Origin of the sequence: Pseudomonas sp. HT11 (genome assembly GCF_044875395.1) — a bacterium.
Classification (GTDB): Bacteria; Pseudomonadota; Gammaproteobacteria; order Pseudomonadales; family Pseudomonadaceae; genus Aquipseudomonas.
Genome location: NZ_CP173217.1, coordinates 4656974 through 4675177, shown reverse-complemented (window position 1 = coordinate 4675177; position 18204 = coordinate 4656974). Strand labels below are relative to the sequence as shown.

Genomic DNA, 18204 nt, shown 5'->3' with positions numbered 1-18204 from the left:
CGCCCGTTATTACTTATGAGGATTGTTCCAATGGCGACTAACCGTTCCCAGCGTCTGCGCAAAAAACTGTGCGTTGATGAATTTCAAGAGCTGGGTTTCGAACTGAACCTGGACTTCAACGAAGGCCTGAGTGAAGAAGCTATCGACGCTTTCCTCGAAGCATTCATCAAAGAAGCCATGGAAGCCAACGGTCTGGGCTATGTCGGCGGCGATGACTTCGGTCTGGTTTGCCTGCAGAAGCGTGGCTCGGTCTCCGAAGAGCAGCGTGCTGCTGTTGAAGCCTGGCTGAAAACCCGTTCCGAGCTGACCAAGGCTGAAGTCAGCCCGTTGCTGGACGTGTGGTATCCAGAAAAGCCGATCAACGCGGCTAAGTGATACTGAAAAAAACGGCGACCTTCGGGTCGCCGTTTTTTTATGCCTTGCGCCCGTTCAGAATCAGCAGCGTCAACACCCCCGCCACAATCCCCCAGAACGCCGAACCGATGGAAAACAACGTCAAGCCTGACGCGGTGACCATAAAGGTGATCAGCGCCGCTTCGCGTTCCTTCGGCTCATTCATGGCGATGCTCAAGCCATTGATGATCGAGCCAAACAACGCCAGCGCTGCAATCGACAGCACCAGTTCCTTTGGCAATGCTGCGAACAATGCCGCCAAGGTCGCGCCAAATACTCCGGCAATCCCGTAGAACACGCCGCACCACACCGCGGCGGTGTAGCGCTTGTTGCGGTCTTCATGGGCATGCGGCCCGGTGCAGATGGCCGCGCTGATTGCCGCCAGGTTGATGCCGTGGGAGCCGAAGGGTGCGAGCACCAGCGAGGCCAGGCCGGTGGCGGTGATCAAAGGCGAGGCGGGTACGGTGTAGCCATCGGCCCGCAGCACGGCGACGCCGGGCATGTTCTGCGAGGTCATTGCCACCACGAACAGCGGAATGCCGATACTGATGGTCGCCGCCAGCGAGAAATGCGGCGTGGTCCACACCGGTATCGCCACTTCGAGGTGAAAACCACTGAAATCCAGCAACCTCATCAGCCCCGACAGCACAGTGCCGAGCACCAGCGCGGCGAGCACCGCATAGCGTGGCGACAGGCGCTTGATGATCAGGTACGTGAAAAACATCCCCAGCACCAGGCCGGTGCGATGCTGCGCGGCGACGAAAATCTCGCTGCCGATCTTGAACAGGATTCCCGCCAGCAAGGCCGCCGCCAGCGACGATGGGATGCGCTTGACCAGTTTTTCGAAACTGCCGGTCAGCCCGCACAGCGTCACCAGTACGGCGCAGGTGATGTAGGCACCAATGGCCTCGCCGTAACTCACGCCGCCCAGGCTGGTGATCAACAGCGCCGCGCCGGGTGTGGACCAGGCAATGGTGATGGGCGTGCGATAGCGCAGGGACAAGCCGATGCTGCACACCGCCATGCCGATGGAGATGGCCCAGATCCACGAAGAAATCTGCGCCGTGGTCAACCCAGCGGCCTGGCCGGCCTGAAACATCAGGACCAGCGAGCTGGTGTAGCCGGTCATCATGGCAATGAAGCCGGCGACGATGGCCGACGCAGAAGTGTCGGCCAACGGGCGCAAAGGCGCTTGGGTGGCGTCGTTCATGGAGAGGTGTTCCTTTTACCTGGGTATTTGTCAGTGAAGGCGCAGATTCAAGCCTAAACTCAAACGTAACTACTCGTTGCGATACAGCCGACGCTGCAAACAGCCGTACAGTGTGTTGGCGCATTGGGTTGTGTACAATGTGCCCTGTTTTTAGGTGATACTTGCCAGCAACCTGCGCTTGCCGTATTACCGTTAATTCGCCGCCGTTCTCCAAACCCGAGTGCCCATGAACGAACAGTTGCAACCTCTCAAGAAACAACCGCGAGCCGGCAAGGCCGGTCGCAGCGGAACCCAGGACGATATCGTTTACGCGCATATCTTCGAGGCCATCCTTGAACAACGCCTGGCGCCCGGAACCAAGTTGAGTGAAGAGGCACTGGGCGAAATCTTCGGCGTCAGCCGCACCATCATTCGCCGCGCGCTCTCGCGTCTGGCCCATGAAGGCGTGGTACTGCTGCGGCCCAATCGTGGTGCGGTGGTGGCGAGCCCGAGTGTAGAAGAAGCGCGTCAGGTATTTTTGGCCCGGCGTTTGGTCGAACGGGCGATCACGGAATTGGCAGTGCAGCACGCCACGGCCGAACAGCTGGCCGAGCTGCGCCAGATGGTCAACGACGAGCGCGATAGCTTTTCCCGCGGCGACCGCGGTGCCGGTATCCGCCTCTCCGGCGAATTTCACCTCAAGCTGGCCGAGGCGGCGAAGAACGCGCCGCTGATCAGCTTCCAGCGCAGCCTGGTATCGCAAACCTCGTTGATCATCGCCCAGTACGAAAGCGGTAACCGCTCGCACTGTTCCTACGATGAGCACACGCAGCTGATCGATGCGATCGAAGCACGCGATGCAACGTTGGCGGTGAATTTGATGATGCACCACATGGATCACATCGACAGCAAGCTCAACCTCGATGAGGAAAGCGCGTCGGATGATTTGCACGCGGTGTTTTCGCATTTGCTGCAGACGAAAAAGCCGGGACGCTCGTCCGTAAAACTGTAATTTCCCTGACTCACCAGGGCCAGAAATGTGGGAGCGGGCTTGCTCGCGAATGCGGTAGATCAGTCAATGCATCTGGTGACTGACACTCCGTATTCGCGAGCAAGCCCGCTCCCACATTTGCTTCTCGGTGTGCTTTAGATCAGCGTTGATGCACGAGATTGCCGGCCGCATACGTCTGCAACACCGCCCGGTCATCCCCCAGCGTCATCAACACAAACAACGTCTCGGCAATGTTATTGGCCTGCTTCAAGCGATAGCTGAGCAGCGGCGTGGCGTTGTAATCCAATACCAAAAAGTCCGCATCGGTACCCGGCTGCAGCGTGCCGATCTTGTCTTCCAAACGCAGCGCTCGCGCGCCACCCAAGGTGGCCAGGTACAGCGACTTGAACGGGCTCAACCGCGCGCCCTGCAACTGCATGACCTTGTAGGCCTCGTTCAACGTTTGCAGCAGCGAGAAGCTGGTACCGCCGCCCACGTCGGTGCCCAGGCCGACATTCAGCTTGTGTTTCTCGGCCATCGGCAGGTTGAACAAGCCACTGCCGAGGAAGAAGTTCGAGGTCGGGCAGAACGCTACCGCCGAACCCGTTTCGGCGAGGCGCGCGCACTCGTCATCGCACAGGTGCACGCCGTGGGCAAACACCGAACGCTCACTCAGCAATTTGTAGTGGTCATACACGTCCAGGTAGCCCTTGCGCTCCGGGAACAGCTCTTTCACCCATTCCACTTCCTGCAGGTTTTCACTGATGTGCGTCTGCATGTACAGGTCCGGGTATTCGCCCAGCAATTGCCCGGCCAGCGTCAGTTGCGCCGGGGTGCTGGTCGGGGCAAAACGTGGCGTGACCGCGTAGTGCAAACGGCCCTTGCCGTGCCAGCGTTCGATCAGCGCCTTGCTTTCCTGGTAGCCGGATTCGGCGGTGTCGGTCAGATAGTCCGGCGCGTTGCGGTCCATCATTACCTTGCCGGCGATCATGCGCAGGTCGAGTTTCTCGGCCGCTTCAAAAAACGAATTGACTGATTGCGGGTGCACGCTGCCGAACACCAGCGCCGTGGTGGTGCCGTTGCGCAGCAGTTCCTTGATGAAGATGTCTGCGACTTCTTCGGCATGGGCCTTGTCGGCGAACTGGCTTTCACACGGGAAGGTGTAGGTGTTGAGCCAATCCAGCAACTGCTCGCCATAGGCGCCGACCATGCCGGTTTGCGGCAGGTGGATATGGGTGTCGATCAGGCCCGGGGTGATCAGCGCATCCTGATAATGAGTAACGTCTATGTCGGCGGGCAGCGTCGGCAGCAAATCGCTGGCGTGGCCCAGGGCGCTGATCTGGCCGTTATCGATCACCAGCAGGCCGTCTTCGAAATACTCATAGGACGCTTCGATCCCCACTTCAGCAGGGTCGGCGATGCTGTGCAGGATGGCGGCACGGTAGGCTTTGCGAGTCAAAGGCATGGTGTTCTCAATTTAGAGTGCTTGGCTGCGGCGCGAGGCCGGCAGCAGTTTGGCAATGGGTTCGGCGCTCGCGGTGTGCTGGCCGAAATTGGCGTTATAGGTGGCGATGATTTCGCCGGCGATGGAGATGGCGATCTCCACCGGCAGTTTGCCCTTCACCTCGGTGAGGCCCATCGGGCAGCGCATGCGTTGCAGTTGCGCGGTGTCGAAGCCGCGATCACGCAGGCGGTGTTCGAACTTGACCCGTTTGGTTTTCGAGCCGATCAGCCCGAAGTAGGCAAAGTCATTGCGCTTGAGCAGCGCGGCGGTCAGTTCCAGGTCCAGCGCGTGATTGTGGGTCATGACGATGCAGTAACTGCCCACTGGCAGGTCGGCAATTTCGTCGACCGGCTCCTCGCTGACGATTTTACGCACGCCCTGGGGAATGTTTTCCGGAAACTCCTGGTCGCGGGAATCGATCCAGCGCACCCGGCACGGCAGGCTCGCCAATAGCGGCACCAACGCGCGGCCGACATGGCCGGCGCCAAACACTGCAATGTGCGCCTGCACCTGGCCCATGGGTTCGAACAGCAGCACAGTCACACCGCCGCAGCACTGGCCCAGGCTTGCACCGAGGCTGAAGCGCTCCAGATGCGTGTTTTGCTGGCCGCGCACGAGCATGTCGCGGGCGATCTGCATCGCCTTGTATTCCAGGTGCCCGCCACCGATGGTGTCGAAGGTCTGCGCGGCGCTGATCACCATCTTCGAGCCGGCATTGCGCGGCGTGGAGCCGAGCTCTTCGATGATGGTCACCAGCACGCAGGGTTCGCCGCGGTTCTGCAGGTCGGCGAGGGCGCTGATCCAGTTGTTCATGTTTACCTCAACATTGCTGTTGTCTGTCGGGCCGCTATCGGGGGCAAGCCCCCTCCCACATTTTGATTTGTGAACACCATCAAATGTGGGAGCTGGCTTGCCTGCGATGGCAGCACCTCGGTCTTAGAGCGAAGCCATCTCGGTTTCAGCCTCGACAGCCTTTGCCGCCTGCAACTGCCGCATCTGCTCACACCCCCACAACACCCGCTCCGGCGTCGCCGGTGCATCGATCTTCGGCTGATGGCGATACTCACCCACACTCGCCACGGCATCCTTGATGGCGCACCACGAGGCAATCCCGAGCATGAACGGCGGCTCACCCACGGCCTTGGAATGGAACACCGTGTCCTCCGGGTTCTTGCGGTTTTCGACCAGCTTTACGCGTAAATCCAGGGGCATGTCAGCCACGGCCGGGATCTTGTAGCTGGCGGGGCCGTTGGTCATCAGCTTGCCTTTGTTGTTCCACACCAGCTCTTCCATGGTCAGCCAGCCCATGCCCTGGATAAAGCCGCCTTCCACCTGGCCGATGTCGATAGCCGGGTTCAGCGAGGCGCCCACGTCGTGCAGGATGTCGGTGCGCAACATCTTGTATTCGCCGGTGAGTGTGTCGACGATCACTTCGCAGCAGGCCGCGCCGAACGCGAAGTAATAGAACGGCCGCCCACGCGCCTGGCTGCGGTCGTAGAAGATTTTCGGGGTCTTGTAGAAACCGGTGCTCGACAGCGAGACCTGGGCGAAATACGCCTGCTGGATCAGGCTTTCAAAGGTCAGGATCTGGTCGCGTACCCGCACGTGACCATTGTGAAACTCCACATCCGCTTCACTCACGTCGTACTTGCGTGCGGCAAACTCCACCAGGCGCTGCTTGATGGTTTCGGCGGCGTTCTGCGCAGCCTTGCCGTTCAGGTCGGCACCGCTGGACGCCGCGGTGGGCGAGGTGTTGGGCACCTTGTCGGTGTTGGTGGCGGTGATCTGCACGCGGTCGATGTCGACCTGGAACACTTCGGCCACCACTTGCGCGACCTTGGTGTTCAAGCCCTGGCCCATCTCGGTGCCGCCGTGGTTCAAATGGATGCTGCCGTCGGTGTAGATGTGGATCAGCGCACCGGCCTGGTTCAGGAAGCTGGCGGTAAACGAAATACCGAACTTCACCGGCGTCAGCGCCAGGCCTTTTTTCAGGATCGGGCTGTGGGCGTTGTACAAGCGGATCGCTTCGCGGCGCTCGGCGTATTGGCTGCTGGCTTCAAGCTCGGCGGTCATCTCTTCGAGCATGTTGTGCTCGACGGTCTGGTAGTAGTGGGTGACGTTGCGCTCGGTCTTGCCGTAGTAATTGGCCTTGCGCACCGCCAATGGGTCCAAACCCAGGTGCCGAGCGATGGCGTCCATCACTTCCTCGATGGCGACCATGCCTTGTGGCCCGCCGAAGCCGCGATACGCGGTGTTGGAGGCCGTGTTGGTCTTGCAACGATGGCCATTAACGGTGGCGTCGCCCAGGTAATACGAATTGTCGGCGTGGAACATCGCGCGGTCGACAATCGAGTTTGACAAGTCCGGCGAGCAGCCGCAGTTACCCGCCAGTTCGAGGTTGATCCCGTGCAGGCGACCCGTGTCGTCAAAGCCCACGTCGTATTCGATATAGAAGGGGTGACGCTTGCCGGTCATCAGCATGTCTTCGACGCGCGGCAGGCGCATTTTGGTCGGCTGGCCGGTGAGGCGCGCCACCACCGCGCACAGGCAGGCGGGGCTGGCGGCCTGGGTTTCCTTGCCGCCGAAACCGCCGCCCATGCGGCGCATGTCGACGACGATTTTGTTCATTGACACGTCGAGCACTTCGGCCACCAACTTCTGCACTTCGGTGGGGTTTTGCGTGGAGCAATAGACGATCATGCCGCCGTCTTCGGTGGGCATCACCGACGAGATCTGGGTTTCCAGGTAGAAGTGTTCCTGGCCGCCGATGTGCAGCGTGCCCTGGATACGGTTTTTCGCCGTGGCCAGTGCACCTGCCGAATCACCGCGTTGGTGAGTGTGGCTGTCGAGCACGAAATGCTTGTTGCGAAAGGCCTCGACCACGTCCAGCACCGGCTCCAGGTCTTCGTATTCGATCACCGCCGCCATGGCCGCTTTGCGTGCGGTTTCCAGGTCGCGCGCGGCCACGGCCAGCACCACCTGGCCGACAAACTGCACCGTGTCGATGGCCAGCAACGGGTCGCCGGGCATCAGCGGGCCGATGTCTTTCAGGCCCGGCACGTCTTCGTGAGTAATCGCGATACGCACGCCATCAAAGGCGTAGCAGGGCGCGGTGTCGATACTGAGGATGCGGGCGTGGGCGCGGTCGGACATGCGCGCATACAGGTGCAGTTGGTTGGGAAATTCCAGGCGGTCATCGATGTACTGCGCCTCGCCGGACACATGCTTGGCGGCGCTGTCGTGTTTGACGCTGCGGCCGACTCCGGAGGTCAGGTCCTGAGCGAACAGCTCGGCGAGTTCGGCCTGGGTTTTAACGACGGCGTGATGGTTAGACATAAGCGGTCACCCGAGTCTCGATGTGCGGCGTTTGCAGTTCGATGAAGTATTTGCGCAGCAGGTTCTGCGCGCTGAGCAGACGGTATTCCTTACTGGCGCGGAAGTCCGACAGCGGGGTGAAATCCTCGGCCAGGGCGGCGCAGGCTTTCTCCACCGTGGCGGCGTTCCAGGTGGCGCCCACCAGCACGGCTTCGCAGCTTTTCGCGCGTTTGGGCGTGGCGGCCATGCCCCCGAAGGCGACGCGTGCCTGATTGATCACGCCGTTCTCGATCTTCAGGTTGAAGGCGGCGCACACCGCGGAAATATCATCGTCCAGGCGCTTGGACACCTTGTAGGCACGGAACAGTGTGTGGCCCTTGGGCACGATGATTTTCTCGATGAATTCGCTGTCCTGACGCGCGGTGACGCGGTAGTCGATGAAGTAGTCTTCCAGCGCCAGGGTGCGGCGCACGTTGCCTTTGCACAGCACGATCTGTGCACCCAGGGCGATCAGCAGCGGCGGCGAATCACCAATCGGCGAGGCGTTGCCGATGTTGCCGCCCAAGGTGCCCTGGTTGCGGATTTGCAGGGAGGCGAAGCGGTGCAGCAGGTCGCCGAAGTCCGGGTATTCGTGGTGCAGCGCGGTGTAGCAGTCGGAGAGGGCGGTGGCGGCGCCGATTTCCAGGCGGTCGTCGAAGCGCTCGATGCGCTTCATTTCTTCGATATTGCCGACGTAGATCATTACCGGCAGCGTGCGATGAAACTGCGTGACTTCCAGCGCCAGGTCGGTGCCGCCGGCCAGCAGCCGGGCTTGCGGGTAGGCGTCGTAGAGGTCGGCCAGGTCGGCGACGGTCAGCGGCACCAGGCAGCGTTTGTCGCCACTGTTGAGTTCGCCGGTCTGCGTTGGCGCAATGGCTTTGAGGCGCGCGATGGTCTCGGCCTGGCGGCTGTCAAACTGGTCGACCGGTTTGTTGCAGCAGGCCTGTTCGGCAGCGGCCAGGATCGGGCGGTAGCCGGTGCAACGGCACAGGTTGCCGGCCAGCGCTTCGTGGGCTTTTTGGCTGTCGGGTGCGTCGCTGTTCTTTTGCAGGGCAAACAACGACATCACAAAGCCCGGTGTGCAAAAGCCGCATTGCGAGCCGTGGCACTCGACCATGGCTTTTTGCACGCTGTGCAGTTGGCCCTGGTGCTTGAGGTCTTCAACGCTGATCAGCTGTTTGCCGTGCAGCGACGACACAAAGGTCAGGCATGAGTTGAGGCTGCGATAACGAATCTGCTCCGCGCCTTGTTCGTCGCGGTGCAACTCGCCGACCACGACGGTGCACGCCCCGCAGTCGCCGCTGGCGCAGCCTTCCTTGGTACCGGGTTTGCCCACGTGCTCACGCAAATAGTTGAGCACGGTCAGGTTGGGGTCCAGGGCGTGCTCACTACGGAGTTCCTGGTTGAGTAAAAACTGGATCACGGAAGGCCTCGCAGACTCATTATTGTTGTTAACCGCTTTGCGCCGAATCTAGTCATGTCTGACTTTTCGGTCAATGATTTTCTGACCAGGAGGTCAAGAAATTACGGTCACAACACTTTCAATTATGGTCCAGTCTTCTGGAACCGTTGTTTTTGGCGGCTTGTGGGTTTTCATCGCTGCTTATTTCATGCCAAATTCGCCACCGTGGGCGTAGCGCCATCAGCGGGCCAATGCGCTACACTGCCGCGCTTGTACTGATAGAAGATTCTGAAGGGAAAACATGACGTTCAAGGCGCCGGACAGTCTCGCCGAGCAAATTGCTCACCACCTCGCCGAACGTATCATTCGCGGCGATCTCAAGCCTGGGGAGCGGATCCAGGAACAGAAAGTTACGCTGGCGCTCAATGTCAGCCGTGGTTCCGTGCGTGAAGCCTTATTGATCCTCGAGCGCCGCCACCTGATCGCGATCCTGCCGCGCCGTGGCGCCCACGTCACCGAGCTCACCGCGCACAAGGTGCAGAGCCTGTGCACGCTGATGGGCGAGTTGTACATCCTGCTCGGCAATGCGGTGGCCGAGGGCTGGAAGGTGCAGGCCGACATGACGCCGTTCCTGCAGATCCAGCAGCGTCTGGTGAACAGTTTTGAGCGTCAGGACATCCGCGCCTTCGTCGAAGAAAGCTTCAACGTGATGCGTGCCGCGTACCCTTTTGCCAACAACCCGTATTTGCAGGAAACCGTCGAGAACCTGCAGCCGGCGATGAACCGCGCCTATTACCTGGCGCTGGATCAACGCAAGGCGTCCATGAGCGAGTACCTGGCGCTGTTCGAGCAACTGCTCGCCGCCGTGCTGGCGCGTGACCTGGCGCAGATTCGCCTGGTGCTGTCCGCCTACGGCCAGCGCAGTTGTTCATTGGTCATCGCTGCGTTGGCGGACGCCTAAACGTGCGGCTCAAGTGCATCAAACTGGCGGGGTTCAAATCCTTCGTCGACCCGACCACGGTGAACTTCCCCAGTAACATGGCGGCGGTGGTGGGGCCCAATGGCTGCGGCAAGTCGAACATCATCGACGCCGTTCGCTGGGTGATGGGCGAGAGTTCGGCAAAAAACCTGCGCGGCGAGTCGATGACCGACGTCATCTTCAATGGCTCCACCAGTCGTAAACCGGTGAGCCAGGCCAGCATCGAGCTGGTGTTCGACAACTCCGACGGCACCCTGATCGGCGAATACGCGGCGTACGCGGAAATTTCCATTCGCCGCAAAGTGACGCGCGACAGTCAGAACAGCTACTTTCTCAACGGCACCAAGTGCCGGCGCCGGGACATCACCGACATCTTCCTCGGCACCGGCTTGGGCCCGCGCAGCTACTCGATCATCGAGCAGGGCATGATCTCCAAGCTGATCGAAGCCAAGCCCGAAGACCTGCGTAATTTCATTGAAGAAGCAGCCGGCATCTCCAAGTACAAGGAGCGCCGCCGCGAGACCGAAAACCGTATCCGCCGCACCCACGAAAACCTCGCCCGCCTGACCGACCTGCGCGAAGAACTGGAGCGCCAGTTGGAGCGCCTGCACCGCCAGGCCCAGGCCGCCGAGAAGTATCAGGAATACAAGGGCGAAGAACGCCAGCTCAAGGCGCAACTCTCGGCCCTGCGCTGGCAGGCGCTGAACGATCAGGTCGGCCAGCGCGAAGCGATCATCGGCACCCAGGAAATCAGCTTTGAAGCGCTGGTGGCCGAACAGCGCAATGCCGACGCCAGCATCGAGCGCCTGCGTGACGGTCACCATGACCTGTCCGAGCGCTTCAATCTGGTGCAGGGCCGCTTCTATTCGGTGGGTGGCGACATCGCCCGGGTCGAGCAGAGCATTCAGCATGGCCAGCAGCGTCTGCGCCAACTGCAAGATGATTTGAAGGAAGCCGAGCGCGCGCGCCTGGAGACCGAATCGCACCTGGGCCATGACCGCACCTTGCTGCTGACCCTCGGCGAAGAGCTGGACATGCTCACCCCCGAGCAGGAAATCACCAGCGCCGCCGCCGAAGAAGCCGCCGCCGCCCTGGAAGAAGCCGAAACCACCATGCACGGCTGGCAAGAGCAGTGGGACGCTTTCAACCTGCAATCCGCCGAGCCGCGCCGCCAGGCTGAGGTGCAGCAGTCGCGTATCCAGCAGCTGGAAACCAGCATGGAGCGTCTGGCCGAGCGCCAACGGCGTCTGCAGGAAGAGCGCGTGTTGCTCGCCGCCGACCCGGAAGACGCGGCGATCATGGAGCTGAGCGAGCAACTGGCCGAAAGCGAGATGACGCTGGAAGAGCTCGAAGCCAGCGAAGAACAACAAGTGGAGCGCTTGGAGCAATTGCGTCAGCAACTGCAACAGGCGACCCAGTCGCAGCAGCAGGCCCAGGGCGATTTGCAGCGGCTGAACGGCCGATTGGCGTCGCTGGAGGCCTTGCAGCAAGCCGCGCTGGACCCGGGCACCGGCACTGCCGAGTGGCTGCGCGACCAGCATTTGGCCGAGCGCCCGCGCCTGGCGGAAGGGTTAACAGTTGAAGCGGGTTGGGAGCTGGCGGTAGAGACCGTGCTCGGTGCCGACCTGCAGGCGGTGCTGGTCGACGATTTTGGTGGCTTCGACCTGGCCGGCTTTACTCAGGGCGATCTGCGTTTGCTCAGCCCGGCGGCCGATGGCACGCGCGTGCCGGGCAGTCTGTTGGACAAGGTCGAGGCGGCGATTGACCTGTCGCCCTGGCTGGGGCAGGTCAAACCGGTGGATTCCCTGGAGCAAGCCCTGGCGCAGCGCGGCCAATTGGGCGCGGGCGAAAGCCTGATCAGCCGCGATGGTTATTGGGTGGGCCGCCACTTCCTGCGTGTGCGCCGTGCCAGCGAAGCGGAAAGCGGCGTATTGGCCCGTGGCCAGGAAATCGTCAACCTGAGCGCCGAGCGCGAAGAACGCGAAGCCACTCTCGAACGCCTGGAAACCGAACTGCAAACCCTGCGCGCCACCCAGCGCCAGCAGGAGACCGGCCGCGAACACCTGCGCCGCTTGTTGCAGGACGAAGCGCGCCAGCAAGGTGAACTCAAGGCCCAACTGTCGGCGAGCAAGGCCAAGGTTGAGCAACTGACCCTGCGCCGCACCCGTCTTGATGAAGAAGTGGCGGAGATGGGCGAGCAACGCGCCCTCGAGCACGAACAAATCGGTGAGGCGCGCTTGCAACTGCAGGAAGCCCTCGACAGCATGGCGCTGGACACCGAGCAGCGCGAACTGCTGCTGGCCCAGCGCGACAGCCTGCGCGAACGCCTTGACCGCGTGCGTCAGGAAGCGCGCCAGCACAAGGATCACGCTCATCAATTGGCGGTGCGCCTCGGTTCGTTGCAGGCTCAGCACGCGTCCACGCGTCAGGCCCTTGAGCGCCTGGAGATGCAATCCGAACGCCTCACCGAAAAGCGCGAGCAACTGAGCCTCAACCTGGAGGAGGGCGAAGCGCCGCTGGAGGAGTTGCGGCTCAAGCTCGAAGAATTGCTCGACAAGCGCATGACCGTCGACGAAGAACTCAAGACTGCGCAAATCGCCCTGGAAGACGCCGACCGCGAACTGCGCGATGCGGAAAAACGCCGGACCCAGGCCGAGCAGCAATCGCAGTTGATTCGCGGCCAGCTCGAACAGCAGCGCATGGAATGGCAGGCCCTGACGGTTCGCCGCAAGACCCTGCAGGACCAGTTGCTGGAAGACGGCTACGACCTGCACGGCGTGCTTAATACGTTGACCGCCCAGGCCAACGAGAAAGATGCCGAAGAAGAACTTGAACGGATTGCTGCACGCATTCAACGACTCGGCGCGATCAACCTCGCGGCCATCGACGAGTATCAGCAGCAGTCCGAGCGCAAACGTTATCTGGATGCCCAGGACGCCGATCTGGTGGAAGCCCTGGACACTTTGGAAAATGTGATCCGCAAGATCGACAAGGAAACCCGTAATCGCTTCAAAGATACCTTTGATCAGATTAATGGCGGTTTACAGGCGTTATTCCCGAAAGTTTTCGGTGGTGGCAGCGCTTACTTGGAACTGACGGGCGAAGATCTACTCGATACAGGGGTGACGATCATGGCGCGGCCTCCGGGCAAGAAGAACAGCACCATCCATTTGTTGTCCGGTGGCGAAAAGGCACTGACGGCATTGGCGCTGGTATTTGCGATCTTCAAGTTGAACCCGGCGCCGTTTTGCATGCTCGACGAAGTTGACGCCCCGCTGGATGACGCTAACGTTGGACGCTACGCTCGGTTGGTTAAAGAGATGTCCCAGACCGTGCAGTTCATCTATATCACCCACAACAAGATCGCCATGGAAATGGCCGATCAATTGATGGGTGTAACGATGCACGAACCCGGTTGTTCGCGTTTGGTGGCGGTGGATGTGGAAGAAGCGATGGCGCTGGTGGATGCCTAGCGGCGAGTTGCTGGTTACACGTGTTTGAGGCTTAGAGCTTGCAGCTTGAAGCTCACAGTTGGCGGCTGGCGCAAGCGATCTTTCATGTGGCCCAAACATGGCAAATCGACACATTTCGCGCCAACTGTGTAAAGTTATCGAAGGTCGTGCTAGTTTATTGTCAATTCCTCGTATGCGTGGGCAAAACGTCAGTCAGAACATAGAGTTGGCGCCACGTTTTAAAGCGGTTTGGATGTTGCTAAACCCCTTATTTTTCAGCATTTTTTATAGAGGCACGGGATTACATGGAAATCGGTCTGCGCGAGTGGCTGATCGTCATCGGCATTATTGTCATTGCCGGTATTCTTTTTGATGGCTGGCGCCGCATGCGCGGTGGCAAGGGCAAGCTCAAGTTCCGTCTGGACCGCAACCTGTCCAACTTGCCTGACGATGATGGCAGCGCCGAACTGTTGGGGCCGCCTCGCGTGCTGGATACCCATAAAGAGCCGCAACTGGACGAACACGACTTGCCGTCGATGAGCGCGCCGGTGCGTGAAGCCCGTGAACCCTCTTCCAAGCGTGGCAAACGCGGCAGCGCCGCGGTTGCCGAGCCGCATCAGGGCGACCTGAACCTTGACGTCGATGATGGCCCGAGCTTCAGCAGCCGCGATGACGATTTCCCCGACGAGACCCCGACCAAAAGCGCGCCACGCCAGTCGGTCAATGACCAGCCGGCCGCTGAAGAAGTCTTGGTGATCAGCGTGATCTGCCGCGACGCCGCCGGTTTCAAAGGCCCGGCGCTGTTGCAGAATATCCTGGAAAGCGGCTTGCGGTTTGGCGAGATGGATATTTTCCACCGTCACGAAAGCATGGCCGGTAACGGCGAAGTGCTGTTCTCCATGGCCAACGCGGTCAAGCCGGGCACCTTCGATCTGGACGATATCGACCTGTTCAGCACCCCGGCGGTGAGCTTCTTCCTTGGCCTGCCAGGCCCGCGTCACCCCAAACAAGCGTTCGACGTGATGGTGGCCGCGGCCCGCAAGCTGTCTCAGGAACTCAACGGTGAGCTCAAGGACGACCAACGCAGCGTCCTGACCGCCCAGACCATCGAACACTACCGTCAGCGCATCGTCGAGTTCGAGCGTCGCGCCCTGACACAGAAACGCTGAGGATTGGTCTTCAGCGTTGTCAGTAGAATAAGCGCACTAACATATTGAGCAGCTTCGGCTGCTCTTTTGCTTTCTGAGAGAACACCCATGACCGCCGCCCATACCCGCATCCTCCAATTGCGCGCTGAACTGGATCAGCATAACTACCGTTACCACGTGCTTGACGAGCCGAGCATTCCGGACGCCGAGTACGACCGGCTGTTCCACGAGCTCAAAGCCCTGGAAGCCGAGCATCCGGATTTGGTCACGCGTGATTCACCGACGCAGCGGGTCGGCAGTGCGGCGTTGTCGGCGTTCACTCAGGTGAAGCACGAAATACCGATGCTCAGCCTCGGTAACGCCTTTGACGAAACCACCATGCTCGAGTTTGATCGCCGGGTCACCGAAGGCCTCGACCTGCCGGTGGGCGATCTGTTTGGCGGCGGCGCGGCGGTGGAATACAGCTGTGAGCCCAAACTGGATGGCCTGGCGGTCAGCCTGCTGTATCAAGACGGTGAACTGGTACGCGGCGCCACCCGTGGCGATGGCACGACGGGCGAAGACATCAGCGTCAACGTGCGCACTGTGCGCAATATCCCGCTGAAGCTGCACGGCAGCGGCTGGCCGGCGACCCTGGAAGTGCGCGGCGAAGTGTTCATGTCCAAGGCCGGTTTCGAGCGCCTGAACGCCTCGCAGCTGGAAGTCGGCGGCAAGACCTTCGCCAACCCGCGCAACGCGGCGGCTGGCAGCCTGCGCCAGTTGGACTCGAAGATTACCGCCAGCCGCCCGCTGGAGTTCTGCTGCTATGGCATCGGCCAGGTTACCGCAGACATCAGCGACACCCACATCGGCAACTTGAAGCAGTTGCAGAAGTGGGGCATGCCGATCAGCCACGAGCTTAAGTTGGCCAAGGGTATCCAGGAATGCCTGGACTACTACCGCGATATCGGCGAGCGGCGTAACAGCCTGGGTTATGAAATCGACGGCGTGGTGTTCAAGGTCAACAGCATTGCTGCCCAACGTGAACTGGGTTTTCGCGCGCGTGAACCGCGCTGGGCCATCGCGCATAAATTCCCGGCGATGGAAGAGCTGACTGAATTGCTCGACGTCGAATTTCAGGTCGGTCGGACCGGCGCTGTCACGCCCGTTGCACGCCTCAAGCCGGTCAAGGTCGCGGGTGTGACCGTGTCCAACGCCACCTTGCACAACATGGATGAAGTCGCGCGCCTGGGCCTGATGATCGGCGATACGGTGATCATCCGCCGCGCCGGTGACGTGATCCCGCAAGTCGTCTCGGTGGTCACCGAACGCCGCCCGGAAAACGCCCGCGCGGTGCAGGTCCCCGAAAGCTGCCCGGTGTGTGGCTCCCACGTGGAGCGCACGCAACTGGTCAAGCGCAGCAAGGGCAAGGAAACCGTCAGCGAAGGCGCGGTGTACCGCTGCGTCGGGCGCCTGGCCTGTGGCGCGCAGCTCAAGCAGGCGATTATCCATTTTGTCTCGCGCCGGGCCATGGACATCGACGGCCTGGGCGACAAGACCATCGAGCAGTTGGTGGACGAAAAACTCATCGGTTCGCCGGCCGACCTTTACAAGCTCAAGTACGAGCAGATCATCGACCTGGAAGGCTTTGCCGATATTTCCAGCAAGAAGCTGATCACCGCCATCGAAAACAGCAAGACCCCGACTCTGGCGCGCTTTATCTACGCCTTGGGCATCCCGGATGTGGGCGAGGAGACCGCCAAGGTGCTGGCGCGCTCCCTGGCGTCTCTGGAGCGTGTGCAGAAGGCCTTGCCGGAAGTGCTGACTTACCTGCCCGACGTGGGCCTGGAAGTGGCGCACGAGATTCACAGCTTCTTTGAAGACAGCCATAACCAGGAGGTGATTGGCGCGCTGCTGTCGCCGGAGCAATGCGGCCTGCAACTGCAGGATCAGGGCGACCTGAGTGCCGAGTTCGCCGCCAGTACCACCTTGGGCGGCTTGCTCGACAAATTGCACGTGCCCAGCGTTGGGCCGGGCGCTGCGCAGAAACTGGCGGATAAATTCGGTTCTCTGGAAGGCGTGATCCAGGCTGATTGGCTGGACATGCGTCAGGCACTGCCTGAAAAGCAGGCCAAGGCCGTGCGCGAGTTTTTTGACAACCAAGACAATGCCAACCACGCCCTGGCCATCGAGCAGCAGCTCAAGGACTTCGGCATGCACTGGCAGAGCGAGAAGAAGGTCGTCGAAGGCTTGCCCGAAGCAGGGCACACCTGGGTGCTCACCGGTTCACTGGAGCTGATGAGCCGCGATGTGGCCAAGGACAAGCTTGAAAGCCTCGGCGCCAAGGTGGCCGGCTCCGTCTCGGCGAAAACCCACTGCGTGGTGGCCGGGCCGGGCGCTGGCTCGAAATTGGCCAAGGCCAGCGAACTGGGCTTGAAGGTGTTGGACGAAGAAGCGTTCGTGGCATTCCTGGCCAAGCACAACATCACGGTCTGACGGCGCGAGCGGGGAGTGAGCTGCTGCTTATTGTGGCGAGCGGGCTTGCCCCGCGTCGGCCTGCGCAGCAGCCCCCTCACCAGTGGAACGATCTCTCACGGGAAATGATCTAGTCTTGGTCACCCAGAGAGAGATCGCCATGTTCCGCTACTTCGAGCAACTCAGTTCACGCATCGCAGCACCGTTCACGGCGGGCGCATCTCGTAACAGCAAGGTGTGGCAGTGCCGCTGTGGCCAATCGCTGTTCTTTCGCAACAGCCAGTGCCTGGCTTGCCAGGCGTTGCTCGGTTATCAGCCGCAGCAAAGCCGCGTATCGTCCTTACAGCCGGGCCCGGTTGTCGGGACTTGGCTGCAGGACGACAACCTTGACGCCGGCGCCTTCCGGCGCTGTGCCAACCTCGACACTCCCGCCGCCTGCAACTGGCTGATCCCGGCGCACAGTACGGCGCCGCTGTGCGTGGCGTGCAGTCTGAACCGCACCATTCCCGACCTGTCGATCGCGGAAAACGCCGAACGCTGGCGCAAGGTCGAAACTGCCAAGCACCGTTTGGTGGCGCAACTGATCAGCCTCGGCCTGCAAGTGGTGCCCAAAAGCGTCGATGAAGACAACGGCCTGGCCTTCGACTTCGTCGGCGTCGACCTGGAAGGCAATGCTCCGATGACGGGCCACGCCAACGGTCTGATTACCCTCGACATCAAGGAAGCCGACGACGCCCACCGTGAGAAAGTTCGCGTACAAATGCGCGAGCCTTACCGCACGCTGCTTGGCCACTTTCGCCATGAGGTCGGCCATTACTACTGGGACCGCCTGATCGCCGATACCCACTGGCTCGAACCTTTTCGCGCCTTGTTCGGCGACGAACGCGCCAGCTACGCCGATGCACTCGACCAGCATTACCAGAACGGCCCACGCCCCGACTGGCAGCAGACTTGCGTCAGCGCCTACGCCACCATGCACCCTTGGGAAGACTGGGCCGAAACCTGGGCCCACTACCTGCACATGATGGACGCCGTCGACACCGCCTTGGGCTTTGGCATGAGTGCCCGTGAGATGGACCTGGATTACCAGCCGTTTCCCCTCAGCACCCTTTACGACCCCGAACACCCAGGCGGTACGGCGTTCCTGTCGTTCGTCAACGCCTGGATCGAACTGGCCGGCATGCTCAACGAACTGTCGCGCAGCATGGGCCAGCCGGATTTTTATCCCTTTGTGCTGCCGCCGGCGGTGATCGCCAAGCTGCACTTTATTCACCTGGTCATCCAGGAAGAGGGCGGCAGGGCAGATGAAGCCGTGATTCTGTAGCGGCACAAGTGCTT

General features: G+C 61.0%; 12 protein-coding genes. 7 read left to right on the top strand and 5 right to left on the bottom strand.

The genetic code is table 11. The features are described 5' to 3' along the window. The first annotated feature begins 30 nt into the window (after nt 1–30). Nucleotides 31–375 (top strand): YggL family protein, encoded by a 345-nt coding sequence (locus ABWL43_RS21570; RefSeq protein ID WP_016979277.1) that lies wholly within the window; start codon nt 31–33, stop codon nt 373–375. Nucleotides 376–412: 37 nt separating this feature from the next. On the opposite strand, the gene ABWL43_RS21565 is transcribed toward ABWL43_RS21570, so the two are convergent. Continuing rightward, the gene (locus tag ABWL43_RS21565) at nt 413–1603 is read right to left on the bottom strand and encodes a benzoate/H(+) symporter BenE family transporter (protein WP_404484225.1); all 1191 of its coding nucleotides are present in this window, start codon (nt 1601–1603) and stop codon (nt 413–415) included. Nucleotides 1604–1829: 226 nt separating this feature from the next. Between ABWL43_RS21565 and ABWL43_RS21560 the strand changes: the two genes are divergently transcribed. Beyond that, nucleotides 1830–2594, top strand: a complete 765-nt coding sequence (locus ABWL43_RS21560) for a GntR family transcriptional regulator (protein WP_017134778.1) — start codon at nt 1830–1832, stop codon at nt 2592–2594. Between the two features lie 139 nt (nt 2595–2733). Here the strand turns inward: ABWL43_RS21560 and guaD are convergent, their stop codons facing one another. The 4 genes from guaD to xdhA all read right to left on the bottom strand — a co-directional run bounded on the left by guaD (nt 2734) and on the right by xdhA (nt 8854). After that, entirely contained in the window at nt 2734–4038 is a 1305-nt protein-coding gene (gene guaD / locus ABWL43_RS21555) for a guanine deaminase (protein ID WP_404484221.1), read from the bottom strand. 12 nt (nt 4039–4050) lie between these two features. Then, nucleotides 4051–4890 carry a xanthine dehydrogenase accessory protein XdhC gene (xdhC, locus tag ABWL43_RS21550; protein ID WP_369301355.1) on the bottom strand — a complete coding sequence of 280 codons (840 nt, stop codon included), beginning with the start codon at nt 4888–4890 and terminating at the stop codon, nt 4051–4053. A 123-nt stretch (nt 4891–5013) separates the two neighbouring features. Continuing rightward, a complete protein-coding gene (gene xdhB, locus ABWL43_RS21545) occupies nt 5014–7413 on the bottom strand; it encodes a xanthine dehydrogenase molybdopterin binding subunit (RefSeq protein WP_145159096.1) in 2400 nt (799 codons plus the stop codon). Further along, nucleotides 7406–8854 carry a xanthine dehydrogenase small subunit gene (xdhA, locus tag ABWL43_RS21540; protein WP_145159094.1) on the bottom strand — a complete coding sequence of 483 codons (1449 nt, stop codon included), beginning with the start codon at nt 8852–8854 and terminating at the stop codon, nt 7406–7408. The genes xdhB and xdhA overlap by 8 nt, the downstream gene beginning before the upstream one ends. A gap of 280 nt (nt 8855–9134) precedes the next feature. On the opposite strand from xdhA, the gene ABWL43_RS21535 reads away from it, so the two are divergent. The 5 genes from ABWL43_RS21535 (at nt 9135) to ABWL43_RS21515 (ending at nt 18190) form a co-directional block, all read left to right on the top strand. Further along, nucleotides 9135–9794, top strand: a complete 660-nt coding sequence (locus tag ABWL43_RS21535; RefSeq protein ID WP_145159092.1) for a GntR family transcriptional regulator — start codon at nt 9135–9137, stop codon at nt 9792–9794. A gap of 2 nt (nt 9795–9796) precedes the next feature. Continuing rightward, nucleotides 9797–13285 (top strand): chromosome segregation protein SMC, encoded by a 3489-nt coding sequence (gene smc, locus ABWL43_RS21530; RefSeq protein ID WP_145159090.1) that lies wholly within the window; start codon nt 9797–9799, stop codon nt 13283–13285. Nucleotides 13286–13569: 284 nt separating this feature from the next. Continuing rightward, nucleotides 13570–14433, top strand: a complete 864-nt coding sequence (gene zipA, locus ABWL43_RS21525; RefSeq protein WP_034119293.1) for a cell division protein ZipA — start codon at nt 13570–13572, stop codon at nt 14431–14433. Nucleotides 14434–14520: 87 nt separating this feature from the next. After that, nucleotides 14521–16887, top strand: a complete 2367-nt coding sequence (ligA, locus tag ABWL43_RS21520; RefSeq protein WP_404484216.1) for an NAD-dependent DNA ligase LigA — start codon at nt 14521–14523, stop codon at nt 16885–16887. Between the two features lie 139 nt (nt 16888–17026). Beyond that, nucleotides 17027–18190: a putative zinc-binding metallopeptidase gene (locus ABWL43_RS21515; RefSeq protein ID WP_404484213.1), complete on the top strand. Its 1164-nt coding sequence runs from the start codon at nt 17027–17029 to the stop codon at nt 18188–18190. The last annotated feature ends 14 nt before the right edge of the window (nt 18191–18204 follow it).